The sequence below is a fragment of the Burkholderia sp. EMB26 genome, assembly GCF_024730645.1.
In the GTDB taxonomy this organism is placed as follows: domain Bacteria; phylum Pseudomonadota; class Gammaproteobacteria; order Burkholderiales; family Burkholderiaceae; genus Burkholderia; species Burkholderia cenocepacia.
In genome coordinates this window covers 2,982,939-2,996,489 of record NZ_CP078071.1, presented here as the reverse complement: position 1 = coordinate 2,996,489, position 13,551 = coordinate 2,982,939, and the positions used below count along the sequence as shown (strand labels likewise).

General features: G+C 68.1%; 11 protein-coding genes. 1 reads left to right on the top strand and 10 read right to left on the bottom strand.

Annotated features, from left to right (window positions below; all coding sequences use genetic code 11):
* Positions 1-43: 43 nt before the first annotated feature.
* From KU887_RS30230 to KU887_RS30210, 5 genes are all read right to left on the bottom strand, one after another.
* Entirely contained in the window at positions 44-1,462 is a 1,419-nt protein-coding gene (locus KU887_RS30230) for an MFS transporter (RefSeq protein ID WP_069357720.1), read from the bottom strand.
* Between the two features lie 256 nt (positions 1,463-1,718).
* Positions 1,719-2,555 carry an ABC transporter permease gene (locus KU887_RS30225; RefSeq protein ID WP_012493204.1) on the bottom strand — a complete coding sequence of 279 codons (837 nt, stop codon included), beginning with the start codon at positions 2,553-2,555 and terminating at the stop codon, positions 1,719-1,721.
* A gap of 37 nt (positions 2,556-2,592) precedes the next feature.
* Positions 2,593-3,849, bottom strand: coding sequence for an ABC transporter permease (locus KU887_RS30220; RefSeq protein ID WP_077020960.1), 1,257 nt, complete (start codon positions 3,847-3,849; stop codon positions 2,593-2,595).
* A gap of 111 nt (positions 3,850-3,960) precedes the next feature.
* Complete coding sequence (locus tag KU887_RS30215; RefSeq protein WP_006487757.1) at positions 3,961-5,007, bottom strand: ABC transporter substrate-binding protein; 1,047 nt, start codon at positions 5,005-5,007, stop codon at positions 3,961-3,963.
* A gap of 76 nt (positions 5,008-5,083) precedes the next feature.
* The gene (locus KU887_RS30210; protein WP_012493203.1) at positions 5,084-6,187 is read right to left on the bottom strand and encodes an ABC transporter ATP-binding protein; all 1,104 of its coding nucleotides are present in this window, start codon (positions 6,185-6,187) and stop codon (positions 5,084-5,086) included.
* Positions 6,188-6,294: 107 nt separating this feature from the next.
* Between KU887_RS30210 and KU887_RS30205 the strand changes: the two genes are divergently transcribed.
* Entirely contained in the window at positions 6,295-7,818 is a 1,524-nt protein-coding gene (locus KU887_RS30205) for a PLP-dependent aminotransferase family protein (RefSeq protein WP_258256779.1), read from the top strand.
* A gap of 27 nt (positions 7,819-7,845) precedes the next feature.
* Here KU887_RS30205 and KU887_RS30200 read toward each other — a convergent pair whose 3' ends face one another.
* The 5 genes from KU887_RS30200 to KU887_RS30180 form a co-directional block, all read right to left on the bottom strand.
* Positions 7,846-8,880, bottom strand: a complete 1,035-nt coding sequence (locus KU887_RS30200; RefSeq protein WP_080324262.1) for a lipase secretion chaperone — start codon at positions 8,878-8,880, stop codon at positions 7,846-7,848.
* A gap of 3 nt (positions 8,881-8,883) precedes the next feature.
* On the bottom strand, positions 8,884-9,978 hold the full coding sequence (locus KU887_RS30195; protein WP_006495972.1) for a triacylglycerol lipase: 1,095 nt from the start codon (positions 9,976-9,978) through the stop codon (positions 8,884-8,886).
* A 220-nt stretch (positions 9,979-10,198) separates the two neighbouring features.
* A complete protein-coding gene (locus tag KU887_RS30190; RefSeq protein ID WP_258256776.1) occupies positions 10,199-12,331 on the bottom strand; it encodes a TonB-dependent copper receptor in 2,133 nt (710 codons plus the stop codon).
* 83 nt (positions 12,332-12,414) lie between these two features.
* A complete protein-coding gene (locus tag KU887_RS30185; protein ID WP_006483774.1) occupies positions 12,415-12,783 on the bottom strand; it encodes a DUF2946 domain-containing protein in 369 nt (122 codons plus the stop codon).
* Positions 12,784-12,938: 155 nt separating this feature from the next.
* Positions 12,939-13,475 carry a cytochrome b gene (locus KU887_RS30180; RefSeq protein ID WP_006483770.1) on the bottom strand — a complete coding sequence of 179 codons (537 nt, stop codon included), beginning with the start codon at positions 13,473-13,475 and terminating at the stop codon, positions 12,939-12,941.
* Positions 13,476-13,551: the final 76 nt, after the last annotated feature.

Sequence of the window (13,551 nt, the reverse complement as noted above, 5' to 3'; positions counted from 1 at the left end):
CGCGGCGAGGGTTGCCGTGCGCCGGTTGTGACCGCCCCGTCCCCTACTCCGTCGCCGGCTCCTTCACGCGCTCCGACACGACCGGTGCGCCGGCCCGATGCGACGGCGCGAACAGCCGCAGCCCGCTCGCGACGCTCGCCGCGCCCGCGAAACCCGCGCCGAGCATCAACGCAAGCGTCGGCCCGTGACGGCCCGCAATGCCGAACGACAGCGCGACCAGCGCCGCCCCCGTCGCCTGCCCGATCAACCGCGCGGTCGCGATGATCCCGCTCGCGCCGCCGCTGCGCTCGGGCGGCGCGCTCGACATCAGCGCCTTCAGGTTCGGTGACTGGAAGAAACCGAAGCCCGCACCGCACAGCATCATCCGCCAGCCGATGTCGACGACGCCCGGCGATACCGGCAGCGCGGCGAGCGACACCATGCCCGCGCTCAGCAACGCCAGGCCGATCGCGCCGAGCAGCCCGGGCGGATAACGATCCGACAGCCGCCCCGCGATCGGCGCGGCGAGCGCGACGATCGCCGACCACGGCGTCATCAGGAACCCCGTTTCGACCGCGCTGCGATGCAGGACGGTTTCGAAATAGAACGGCAGCGACACGAACGCGAGGCCCTGCGCGGCGAACGCGCAGACGGCCGTCAGCGCGGACAGCGTGAACACGGGCCGGCGGAACAGGTCGACCGGCAGCATCGGCGCCGGATGCCCGGCCTGACGGCGGATCAGCAGCCAGCCGAACGCGAATGCCACCGCGGCCGCCGCGCACACGATCGAGAACGGCCCGCGCTGCGCGAATTCGCCGAGCGCGAAGATCAGCGACGCAAACGTGATCACGTTGAACAGCGCGGCGACCGGATCGAACACGTGCTTGCCGCGCGCCGTCTGCGGCAGCGACGGAATCGCCACCGCGAGCGCGAACACGCCGAGCGGTACGTTCACCGCGAACAGCCACGGCCATGCGGCTACCGACAGGATCAGCGACGCGATCGTCGGCCCCACCGCGAACGACACGCCGACGACGAGCGCGTTGAAGCCGACGCCGCGCCCGAGTCGATGCGCGGGAAACAGGCCGCGGATCAGCGCGACGTTGACGCTCATGATCGCGCTCGCGCCGAAGCCCTGCACGATGCGCGCGGCCGTCAGCATCGGCAGCGTCGACGCGAGCGAACAACCGAGCGACGCCAGCGTGAACACCGCCAGCCCCGCGACATACACGCGCTTGTGACCGACGATGTCGCCGAGCGACGCGAACGGCAGCAGCGTCGCGACCATCGCGAGCTGGTACGCGTTGATGATCCACACGGACGCGGCCGGCGACGCATGCAGGTCGGTCGCGATGGCGGGCAGCGCGGTGTTCGCGATCGCGGTGTCGAGCGTCGCGAGCGCGACGGCCAGCAGCACGGCGGACATCGCGCGCCAGTTGACGGCCGGCTCGTGGGCGCCGGCGGGGGAAGCGAATTCGGACAAGATGGGCTCGGCTGACGAGCGACGCGCGGCGTCGCGGATTGAGCGGCGCGGCGACGCGCGCTCCGTGCGGCAAGAACGGAACGCGCGGCACCGCGAGCCGTATTGTTGCAGAGCCGCACCGAACGTGCAGGCGGCCGCGCCGTCAGTCAGCGAAACGAAAGATTCGGCATGCCGCGTCGAACGAGCGGCACCGATGAAGACGCAACGAGCGGCGGTCTCGCAACCTGCAGGACGGCGCGCGGCCGACCGCCGCTATTTACGACACTGCCCGCCGCGCATTGCGACCGCGCAGCCATTCGAGCGCGAGCAGCAGGCTCGTCGAGAAGATGATCAGGATCGTGGCGAGCGCGGCGATCGTCGGGCTGATGTTCTCGCGAATGCCCGTGAACATCTGGCGCGGCAGCGTCGTCTGGTCCGCGCCCGCGAGAAACAGCGTGACGACCACTTCGTCGAACGACGTGGCGAACGCGAACAGCGCGCCCGACATCACGCCCGGCGCGATCACCGGCAGCGTCACGCGGAAGAAGGTCGACACCGGGCTCGCGCCGAGCGACAGGCTCGCGCGCACGAGGTTCTGGTTGAAGCCCTGCAGCGTCGCGGCCACCGTCGTCACGACGAACGGCACGCCGAGCGCCGCGTGCGCGGCGATCAGCCCCGTGTAGGTATTCGCGAGCCCGAGCGGCGCGAAGAACAGGTACATGCCGACGCCGACCACGACGACGGGCACGATCATCGGCGACAGCAGCACGGCCATCAGCAGCCCCTTGCCGCGGAAATCGGCCTTCGTCAGGCCGATCGCGGCGAGCGTGCCGAGCACGGTCGCGACGACGGTCGCCGACGGCGCGACGATGAAGCTGTTCTTCGCGGCCATGCGCCACTCGTCCGACGCGATCAGGTTCTCGTACCAGCGCATCGAGAAACCCGGAATCGGATAGACGAGGAACGTGCTCGACGAGAACGACAGCGGCACGATCGCGAGCACCGGCAGGATCAGGTACAGCAGCGTCAGCACGACGAGCACGCGCAACGCGACGTACCACGCGCGCTCGACGAACGACATGTGCGGCGCGAACAGCGGCCTGGCGAGTTTCATGGTCGGCATCCCCTTCCCGTTTCCCTGTGCCCGGCGCTCAGCCGAGGCTCACGTTGGTGCGCGTGAAGCGCCCGTACACCGCGTACAGCACGAGCGTCGCCGCAAGCAGCAGCCCGCCGAGCGCACACGCCATGCCCCAGTTGATCGTCACGTTCGTGAAGTACGCGACGTAGTAGCTGACCATCTGGTCGTTCGGCCCGCCGAGCAGCGCGGGCGTGATGTAGTAGCCGATCGCGAGGATGAACACCAGCAGCGCGCCCGCGCCGACGCCCGGATAGGTTTGCGGCACGTACACGCGCCAGAACGCGGCGAACGGATGGCTGCCGAGCGACACGGCCGCGCGCTGGTAGGTCGGCGGGATCGACTTCATCACGCTGTAGAGCGGCAGGATCATGAACGGCAGCAGGATGTGCGTCATCGAGATGTACACGCCGACGCGGTTGAACAGCAGCGTCAGCGGATGCGAGACCAGCCCGCTGCCGATCAGCGCCGTGTTGATGAGCCCTTCGCTCTGCAGCAGCACGATCCACGCGGCGACGCGCACGAGCACCGACGTCCAGAACGGAATCAGCACGAGGATCATCACGAGGTTCGCGCGTCGTTCCGACAGCGTCGAGATCCAGTACGCGAGCGGATAGCCGAGCAGCAGCGCGAACAGCGTGACGGCGACGCCGATCACGAACGTGCGGCCGAAGATCGCGAGGTAGATCGACTGGTCGGGATCGGCCTGCACGATGTGGCCGAAGCCGTCCTGCTTGTGATCGAGCGCGGCGAGCAGGTAGAACGGCGACACCTGGCTGCCGTTCTTCGCGATCGCCTGCCAGTACGCGACGTCGCCCCAGCGCGCATCGACGTCGATGAATTTGGCGCGCGTCTGCGCGGGCGTCAGCGCCGCGTCATTGTCGCCCTTCAGCGGCATCGCGCGCGCCGTCTTCGCGACGAGCGAGCGATAGCCGGGAATCTCGGTGTTCAGGCGCCGCGCGAGCGCGCCCATCGCCTCGCTGTCGGCCACCTTCGTCATGTCGGCCGCGAGCGCGACATACGCGGCGTCCGCCGGCGGCGTCTTGCGGTCCCAGCCCGACAACGCGGCGACCGTGTTCGGCAACGCGGTCGCGATCTCCGGGTTCTGCACCGCGCGCGTGAGCAGCGTGCCGATCGGCACGACGAAAATCAGCAGCAGGAAAATCGCGAGCGGCGCGACCAGCAGCAGCGCCATCGTGCGCTTGCGGGCCTCGGCGGCCTTCAGCTCGCGCTTGAGCGCGGCGGTCGACGGCGAGGAAGGCGCGATCGTCATCGTATTCAACTGGTCTCTCCGGCCGGACACGTTCCGGCGGCATGCCGCGCGACGCGATCGACGCGTCGCGCGGCCGGTTGCATCACGACACCCGTGAGGATGCCTGACCGGTTACTTCGTTGCCCACGCGGCGAAGCGCTGTTCGAGCTCGTCGCTGTGGTCGGTCCAGAAGCCGATGTCCTCGAGCACCGCGTTCTTGCCGTTGGCCGGCGAGTTCGGCAGATTCGCGAGCGTCTTCGCGTCGAGCGCCTTGATCGCGGCGACGTTCGTCGGGCCGTACGCGATGTGCTGCGCATACGCCTGCTGCGGCTTCGGCGTCAGCGAGTACGCGATGTACTGCTCGGCCAGCGCCTTGTTCGGCGAGCCCTTCGGAATCGCCCAGTAGTCGAGGTCGTAGATGCTGCCGTTCCACACGACCTTCAGGTTCTTGCCTTCCTTCTGTGCGGCGTCGATGCGGCCGTTGTACGCGGTCGACATCACGACGTCGCCGGCGACGAGGAACTGCGGCGGCTGCGCGCCCGCTTCCCACCACTGGATGTACGGCTTCAGCTCGTCGAGCTTCTTGAACGCGCGATCCTGGCCGGCCTTCGTGCCGAGCACCTTGTAGACGTCCTTCGTCGCGACGCCGTCGGCCATCAGCGCGAATTCGAGGTTGTAGCGCGCGCCCTTGCGCATCCCGCGCTTGCCGGGGAATTTCTTCACGTTCCAGAAATCGGCCCAGCCCGTCGGCGCGGTTTTCAGCTTGTCCGCGTTGTACGACAGCGCGGTCGACCACACGAAGAAGCCGACGCCGCACACCTGCGGCGCTTCCGGAATCAGGTCGGATTTCTTCGCGATCTTCGACCAGTCGAGCTTCTCGTACAGCCCTTCGTCGCAGCCGCGGTTCAGGTCGCCCGATTCGACTTCGACCACGTCCCAGTTGACGTGCTTCGCCTCGACCATCGCCTTCACCTTCGCCTGCTCGCCGTTGTATTCGACGGCCGTGACCTTGTTGCCGGTCGCCTTCTCGAACGGCTGGTTGAACGCGACCTTCTGCGCGTCGCCGTTCGCGCCGCCGAAGTTGACGACCGTGAGCTCGGCAGCCGTGGCCGATGCGCCGAACGCGACCAGTGCCAGCGCGAGTGCCGTACGGCGCGCGGTAAAGCTTGCTCGTTTCATGATGGTTCCTCTCCTCTCGTGGTGGAAGTGGGCTTTGTTGTTGACGACGTGCTGCGGAAAAGCGGGTAAACCATGCTCACGCGAACACGCGCAGGTGTTCGGGCGAGAACGCAAGCGAGACCGGGGCGCCGGGCGAGAACGCGTCGAGCGCGCCGGTGCCGAGCGGCACCTTCACGAAGCACTCGTCCTGGCCCGGCAGTGCGCAGCGCATGCGCACGTGATCGCCGAAATAGATGAGGCTGCGCGCCTCGCCGCTCACGCAATTGGCGGCGCCGCCATTCATGCCGTTCGCGCCGTGCGCGGCGAGGCTCATGCGCTCGGGGCGGATGCACGCGACAGCGGATGCGCCCTCGGCGGCTTCGCCGATATGGCGGCCGACGAGCTTCGTGCCGTCGTCGAGCCGGAATTCGCAGAATTCGCCGTCGACGCGCGCGATGGTGCCGCGCAGCCGGTTGCTGTCGCCGATGAAGTTCGCGACGAATTCGTTGCACGGCGATTCGTACAGGCGGTCGACGGTGTCGAGCTGCTGCACGATGCCCTTGTCGAACACGGCGACGCGATCGGACATCGTCAGCGCCTCGCCCTGGTCGTGCGTCACATACACGAAGGTCACGCCGAGCTTTTCGTGCAGCGCCTTCAGTTCGTATTGCATGTGTTCGCGCAACTGCTTGTCGAGCGCGCCGAGCGGTTCGTCCATCAGCACCAGCTTCGGCTCGAACACGAGCGCGCGCGCCAGCGCGATACGCTGCTGCTGGCCGCCCGACAGTTGCGCCGGATAGCGTTTCGCGAAGCGCTCCATCTGCACCATCTTCAGCGCGTGCGCGACACGCTCCGCGCGCTCGCCGGCGGGCAGCTTGCGCACCGTCAGCGGATACCCGACGTTCTGCTCGACCGTCAGGTGCGGAAACAGCGCGTAGTTCTGAAACACCATGCCGATGTTGCGCTTGTGCGGCGGCACGTTGTTCAGCAGCTCGCCGTCGAGGCGGATCTCGCCGCCGGTCGGGAATTCGAAGCCGGCGAGCATCATCAGGCAGGTGGTCTTGCCCGAGCCGGACGGCCCGAGCAGCGTCAGGAATTCCCCGCGGTGGATGTCGAGGTCGAGCGATTTGACGACGAGCGTTTCGCCGTCGTAGGTCTTCCGCACGCCGCGAAAGCTGACGATCACATCATCGGACTTCATCGTGCTGTCCCCTGGTTCCGCGCCAATTGATTTTGAGATGCGAGCCACTATACGGCGCGCACGGTTCTATACTAGGGAACCATTTCAATATTCCTAGTAGGACCACTTTGGATACCGTGATCGTCGCCGACTGGCTGTCCGCCCGCATCGACCGCAGCTCGCCCGAACCGATGTACCGGCAGCTGCTGCAACTGATGCAGCAGGCCATCCTGACCGGGGAATTGGGGCCAGGGACAAAGCTGCCGAGTTCGCGCACGCTCGCGGGCGACCTGTCGATCGCGCGCAATACGGTGCTGCACGTGTACGACCAGCTGACGGCCGAAGGCTACGTGCTGACGACGACCGGCAGCGGCACCTACGTGGCCGACACGCGGCCGGACGCCGCCGCGATCCGCGTGCCGGGCGCCACGCCGCCGCCGTCAGCCGCCGACGAACTGCCGGCGCCCGACGCACAGGGCAGCCTGTCGATGCGCGGGCGGCAGTTGATCGAGCATGCGGGCGTCTCGCGGCGCCAGTGGGGTGCGTTCATGCCGGGCGTGCCGGACGTGTCGGAATTCCCGAGCCGCACGTGGAGCCGCCTGCAGGCGCGGCTGTGGAAGGAGGCCAATCCGGAGCTGCTGACCTATGCGCCGGGCGGCGGCTACCGGCCGCTGCGGCGTGCGCTCGCCGATTACCTGCGCGTCGCGCGCTCGGTCAAATGCTCGCCGGACCAGGTGATCATCACGACGGGCATCCATCAGTCGATCGATCTCGCGGTGCGGCTGCTGTCCGACATCGGCGATCGTGCGTGGGTCGAGGAACCGTGCTACTGGGGCGTGCGCAGCGTATTGCAGGCGGCCGGCCTGACGCTCGCGCCGGTGCCGGTCGACCAGGAAGGGCTCGACCCGCGCGCGAGCGACATGCAGCACCCGCCTCGGCTCGTGCTGGTCACGCCGTCGCACCAGTACCCGCTCGGGATGGTGATGAGCCTCGCGCGGCGCCGCATGCTGCTCGAATATGCACGCCAGCACCGCTGCTGGATCATCGAGGACGACTACGACAGCGAATTCCGTTACGGCAGCCGCCCGCTCGCGTCGCTGCAGGGTCTCGACGACGGCGGCCGCGTGATCTACGTCGGCAGTCTCGGCAAGATGCTGTTCCCGGGGCTGCGGATGGGTTACATGGTCGTGCCCGAGCACCTGGTCGACACCTTCCGCACCGGGTTGTCGGAGCTGTACCGCGAAGGCCAGCTGATGCAGCAGGCCGTGCTCGCCGAATTCATCATGGACGGCCACCTCACTTCGCACGTCAGACGAATGCGCACGCTGTACGGCGAGCGCCGGCAACTGATGATCGACGCGATCCGGGCGCGCTTCGGCGAGGCGCTGCCCGTGATGGGCGACGAGGCCGGCCTGCATCTGGTGCTCGGCCTGCCCGATGCGTGCGACGATCGCGCGGTCACGCAGAGCGCGTTCGACGCCGGCGTGATCGTGCGCCCGCTGACCAGCTACTACAGCAACCTCAACACCGCGCGGCAGGGCCTGCTGCTCGGCTATGCATGCGTCGCGCACGAAGGCATCCGGCCCGCGTTCGATACGCTCGCCGATACCATCGAGCAACATCTGCCGCGAGACATCACGCGCGCGGCATGAAGCCCGCCACACGCGGCGACACCCGGGTCAATGCGCGCTGCCCGCGCCGCGATCGAGCGACGCCGCGCGTACGGCTTCGCCGGGCTTCGTGAACACGCGCTGCCGCAGCGCGGCAATCTGTGCGTCGCGGTCCTGCGGCGACAGGCCAGCCGACTCGATCTGCGCACGCTGCGCCGCATAATCCGCGTAACGGCTCTGCCACGACGCATCGTCCTGCTGCATCTGCGCGACGCGCGCCGCCGCCTCGGGTCCGAGCGTCTGCGTCAGTTGCGCGCGCATCGCATCGGGCGTCGCGCCGCTCTTCCGCAATTGCGCGATCTGGTCGATCGCCGCGCGCTGCCGATCCACCCGCTGCTGCGCCTCGCGTTCGTCGGCCGGCATCTGCTGCTCGAGCGCCGCGAGCCGTTCGGCCTTCTGCGCATCGGTCAATGAGCGGTCCTGAGTGATCTTCAAGCGTGCGAGGTCATAGCGCTGCCGCCACTGCTCCGCGCCGAAGAACGGCTGGCTCCAGTCGCCGAGCGTGCGGTACGCGATCGACGCCCGCTGATCGAGCGCGAGCTGCAACGCGCCGGGATCGGACTTGTCGACCGCACCGGCGTCGCGCAATGTCGCGAGCGCATCGAGATACGCGCGATACCGATGCCACACGTCGAGCGCCTCCGCCTGTGCGACCGTGCCGTCGAGCTGCGCGGCGATCTCGCGAACGACGAACGCATCGAGCGCGGCCGCGCTCAGGTCGCTCCGCGCGGTCAGGCAATAGTCGAAGAAATCGCGCACCGTGCGCGACTTCGCGAGATGGCCGCCTGCATCGAGCGGCAACCGCGGCGCACTGGAACCGGCGAGCGACGGCGGCACGCCCGCACTCGCCGGCACCGCGGCCTGCGATGCGGCGACCGCCACGCCGCCCACCGCGGCCGCCTCCGGCGCATCACCCGCTGCGCCCGTGCCGCGATGCGATCCCGCACCGCTCCACATCGCGACGCCGGCGACTGCCGCGAGCCCCACGCCCCCGTAGATCGCAGCGCGCCGCACGAGCGGCGCGCGCCCTTCACGTGCCGCCATCGATCACACGCCCGCGAGCTTCAGCCGGTTCGCATGCGTGCGGATCACCGCGACCGGGTCTTCCGCATACGCGCCGCGCACGCCGAGCAGCTGGTTGATCTCGTCGATATGGTTCCACTTGTAGCGCGTGCTCAGCACCTTGCCGTACAGCGCGCTGCACTTCGACACGAGCCCGTCGTTCTCGCCCGAACCGCGGTTGATCATCACCGTGCCCGTGCCGAACAGCGCGAGCGTCGACAGGTCGAGCACGTTCGCCGGATCGACGACCGGAACGGTGCTCGTATCCGTCGCCCCCGTCACGCCGAACAGCGACAGCGTCGGCTGGATCGCCGTGCCGGCCCACGAATACAGCAGATGCGTGTTGCCGCCGACGGTTTCCGTCGGCGCGCCGGTCTGGCAACTGCCGGGAGCGCCGAGGCCCGCGCTCGGATAGTTCTGGTTGTAGGTGGCGGCCTGCGCGGTCGTCAGCGTCTTCAGCGACGCGAGTGCGTCCTGGTTCGTGTTGTGGCTGCTGCTCGTCAGGATTCCGAATACATTGACGAACGCGGCGATCACCGTCGACGACAGTCCGGTCGGATCGTATGCGAGCACGTCCTGCACGAAGTCGGCGAACTCGGAGCCGCGATGCGGCGTGCCGATCGTCGTCACCGACGCGACGAGATCGGGCGCGACGGCCGCGACATAGCGCGACGTCAGCCCGCCCTGGCTGTGACCGACGAGATTGACCTTGGTCGCGCCGGTCGCGGCGAGCACCGTCTTCACGTAAGCCAGCAGCTGTTCGCCGCGCCCGTTCGGGCCGTCGTCGCTCTGGAAGCCCGACAGGTTCGCGACGTACACGGTCGCGCCATGCTGTTGCAGGTCTTCCTGGATGCCGTACCAGTAATCGAGTACGCCCGCGTACTTGTCGGTGCCGGTCAACCCGTGCACGAGAATGATCGGATAGCGCGTCGTCGCATAGTCGTCGGCGGGCGCGGTTGCCGCCATCGCCGCGTGCGTCGTCGCGAGCGTCGTCAACGCGGTCGTCCCCGCGAACGGCGCGACGCTCATCGCGCATGCCACTGCCCCTGCCATTACCCTGGAACGCATCGATTTGGCCATGCATGTTCTCCTGATTATTGTGCTGCCGGTGCGAATGACACCGGATCGACACGCACGCCGCCTCGCACGGACCTCGTGTGTCGAATGCGGAGTGAAGCACGACTCGCGAACGTTTGCGCCCCGACTAGATACGGTTCTCTAATCGGTTGACGCGCCCCGCCCGTTCGGGCGGGGCGGCGTGCAGGCACGCGCATGCTGCGGCGCACACGCGCGTGGCGCGCTACAGCTTCGCGCTCACGCGTACCCACGCGGTACGCCCCGGCTCCATCACCGGCGCATTCGCCGGATAGCCGAAACCCGCGTTGCCGGCAAGGTTCAAATGCTCGGTGTAGGCCTTGTTCAGCACGTTGTCGACCCCCACCGAAATCTGCACGGTCTTGCTGACGTTGTACTGCGTATGCAGCGACAGCACGCCGAATCCGGCGCTCGGGCCGAAGTCCTTGCCGACCACGTTGCCCTCGTTCAGCGCATAGCGATGCTGCGACGCAACGATGCGCCACAGGCCGCCCGCCGACCAGGCGCCGCGCGTGTATTCAAGCCCGATGCGCGCCTCCAGCGGCGGCATCTGCGGCAGCGGATCGCCGCTCGCCACGTTGCGCCCCCACGCATACGCGAGCGACGTCTCGACGCGCAGCGGCGCGACCGGCCGCCACGACACGCCGGCCTCGCCACCCATGATCTGCGCGTTGACGTTGGTCGCCTGCGTGGTCGGGCCCATCATGCCGGTCGCATAGTCGAACAGGATGAAGTCCTGGACGTAGCCCGCGTACGCCGACACCCATGCATCGAACCGGTCGCTCTTGTATTGCGCGCCGATATCGAGCTGCGTGGTCTTCTCCGGCTGTACCGCCGAGAACGCGTTGACCGACCCGGTCGGCCCGCGCGTCGCGGAGAACAGTTCCCAGTAGTCCGGATAACGCTCCGCGTGGCCGATTCCCGCGTACCACGTGACGGGCAGCGACGCGAGATCGCGCTCGTAGCGCACGAAGCCGCTCGGCAGCACCTTCGTCCGATCGTCGTCGAACGTCGGATTCGGCTTGCTCATCATCATGCCGCGCTTCATCGCGCGCTTGTCGCGTGCGCTCGCATAGTCGACGCGCGCGCCGCCGATCACGCGCGATACGTCGCTCGCATACCACGTCAGCTCGCTGAACACGCCCGCATTCCACATGGTCGCCTGCGCATCCCACGGCTGGTCGCGGTAGTTCTGCTGCCCCATCGACGAGCGCGAATCGAGCCGGTTCGATTGCGCATCGACGCCCGTGACGAGCTTGAAGTCGTCGCCGAAGCGGAACGTCGCGGCCGCACGCGCGCCCACCGTGCGGCGCCGCACGTCCGCGGCCATCCGCATCGGCATGCTGCTCGCGGGGTCGGGCTGCCGCAACGTGTAGTTGTCCATCACGTGATCGGCTTCGTTGTAGTACACGCGCGCCTCGATCCGGTCGAGCACGTCGCCGAGATGCCGCTTGTCGAACGACAGGCCGAACGTCTCGCGGCGGAAATGCGCGCCGTCCATCCCGCGGCCCGCATAGCGTGCGTAGCCGTCGCCCGTGCCGGCGGTCAGCTCGACGCGCGTATGGTCGTCGGGCGTCCAGCCGAGCGCCGCATCGGCGTTCCACTTGTCCCACTGCGACGGCACGGTGTTGCCGTTGCCGTCCTGGTAGTCCTGCGAATGCGCGTGGTTCGCGGTCACGCGGCCATAGACGTCCGGCGTGCCGGCAGTGAGGTCGATGTTCTGGTCGTTGCGGCCGAACGATCCGCCGACCAGGCTGCCCTCGAAGCGCATGCCGGGGCGCTCGAAACGCGGCGTCACACGCTCGAACTGCACGGTGCCGGCCGATGCGCCGGGACCGTACAGCACGGTCTGCGGCCCCTTCACGACCGTCACCTTGTCATAGCTTTCCGGTGCGATGTACGACGTCGGCGCATCCATCCGGTTCGGGCACGCGCCGAGCGTCGGCATCCCGTTCGCCAGGATGTTCAACCGCGAACCGAACATCCCGCGCAGCACGGGGTCGCCGTTCGTGCCACCGCTGCGGATCGACGTGAAGCCGGGGATCGTCTTCAGGTAGTCGGCGCCGTCGCTGGCGGGCAGCGGCTGGCGCGGCGCCTTCGGATCGGTGACGACGACGAGCGGCGTCGACAGCGGCGCCGCGACGACTTCGACGGGCGGCAACAGCATCGCGGCGTCGTTCGCCGTCGCGCCGGCCGCAGGCGCCGTTTCGGCCGCGGCGGCGCTCGCGGCCAGCGCGCCGACAGCCAGCGCGGGAACGGTGAGTTTCAGCATGCGCGGCAAGGGCCGCGCACGGGCATTGCGTGACGCCTGTGGTGCACGCAACTGGAAATTGGTCATGATCGAAAGCCCGAGTGACGCCCTCCACGCGGCCTCGACGGGCCGCACGGATATCGGCGGAATGAGAAACGGCGGGAAACGCGTCAGGCGCGCTCGGGCGGTGCGCGCGGATAGGCGCGCGGATAGCGGTCGCTGCGCGCCGCGACGGCAGGCGGCGCGGCGACGGAAACGGAAACGACGGGAACGGCGCCGACCGACGCGGCGGCAGGCGCGCCGATGGCCGGGCTATGAGCGAAGAAGCCGCAGTAGCCGCACGCGTCGAGATGCAGCGCATGATCGTGCATGCCGCCGGCAGCGGGCGCACGATGCGCGCCATGCTCGGTACTGCAGACGATCGCATCGGGCGTGGCCGCCTGCGCGATACGCCACTGCGACACCAGCGGCGCGGCGATCGCGATCCAGATCGCGAGCAGGCCAAGCCAGGCAGTCAGGTGACGATGTCGGTGCAGCATGTGCGGCGACGAGTAAGCGGAATGTAAAAACAGCCGAGATGTTACAGAATGTTCAACGCGATGACCAGTGCCGACGACGGTAAACGAACCGGGGGCGCATGGTTGTCAACACAACCATGCGCCCCCGCCTGCGATGCGCTTCGGACGCGCGATGATCAGGGCGCCATGCGCCGCAGCACGTCGTCGCGCCGGATGAAGTGATGGTAGAGCGCGGCCAGCGCATGCAGGCCGATCACGAAGTAGAACGCGTTGCCGATCAGCTCGTGCGCTTCCTTGATCGTCGGCCGCAGCGCCTTGTCGGGGCCGAACAGCGTGAACGACACGCCAAGCCAGTCGAGCGACACCGGCTTGCCGCCCATGTTGATCATCATGATGCCGAGCAGCGGCTGCGCGATGATGAACACGTAGAGCGCGAGATGCGCGAGCTTCGACAGCCAGCGCAGCAACGTCGCCTGCGGAATCGCTTCCGGCGCGCGGCTGACCAGTCGCCACAGCACGCGCAGCACCGACAGCACGAGGACGAACGTACCGGCCGTCAGGTGCACGTTCATCCAGAACGCCCGGCTGTCGCTGCCTTTCGGTCCGCGGATCTCGATGGCCAGGTAGGCCAGCGCGACCAGCAGGAAGATGGCCCAGTGGAAGAAGATCGCGGGCGAGCTGTAGCGCGTCTGTTTCGCGAGGATGTTTTTCATGCTTCGTCTCGTGTTGTATTCGGGGAGGGGCGCCAGCTGCAGCCGGCCTGCGCCCGGCAAGGCTGTGACGATTGTA

What these genes read in the sequence shown, in the direction of transcription:
- KU887_RS30225 (WP_012493204.1), bottom strand. Translation starts at nt 2,555, where the DNA reads ATGAAACTCGCCAGGCCGCTGTTCGCGCCGCACATGTCGTTCGTCGAG.
- KU887_RS30220 (WP_077020960.1), bottom strand. Translation starts at nt 3,849, where the DNA reads ATGACGATCGCGCCTTCCTCGCCGTCGACCGCCGCGCTCAAGCGCGAG.
- KU887_RS30215 (WP_006487757.1), bottom strand. Translation starts at nt 5,007, where the DNA reads ATGAAACGAGCAAGCTTTACCGCGCGCCGTACGGCACTCGCGCTGGCA.
- KU887_RS30210 (WP_012493203.1), bottom strand. Translation starts at nt 6,187, where the DNA reads ATGAAGTCCGATGATGTGATCGTCAGCTTTCGCGGCGTGCGGAAGACC.
- KU887_RS30200 (WP_080324262.1), bottom strand. Translation starts at nt 8,880, where the DNA reads ATGGCGGCACGTGAAGGGCGCGCGCCGCTCGTGCGGCGCGCTGCGATC.
- KU887_RS30195 (WP_006495972.1), bottom strand. Translation starts at nt 9,978, where the DNA reads ATGGCCAAATCGATGCGTTCCAGGGTAATGGCAGGGGCAGTGGCATGC.
- KU887_RS30190 (WP_258256776.1), bottom strand. Translation starts at nt 12,331, where the DNA reads ATGACCAATTTCCAGTTGCGTGCACCACAGGCGTCACGCAATGCCCGT.
- KU887_RS30185 (WP_006483774.1), bottom strand. Translation starts at nt 12,783, where the DNA reads ATGCTGCACCGACATCGTCACCTGACTGCCTGGCTTGGCCTGCTCGCG.
- KU887_RS30180 (WP_006483770.1), bottom strand. Translation starts at nt 13,475, where the DNA reads ATGAAAAACATCCTCGCGAAACAGACGCGCTACAGCTCGCCCGCGATC.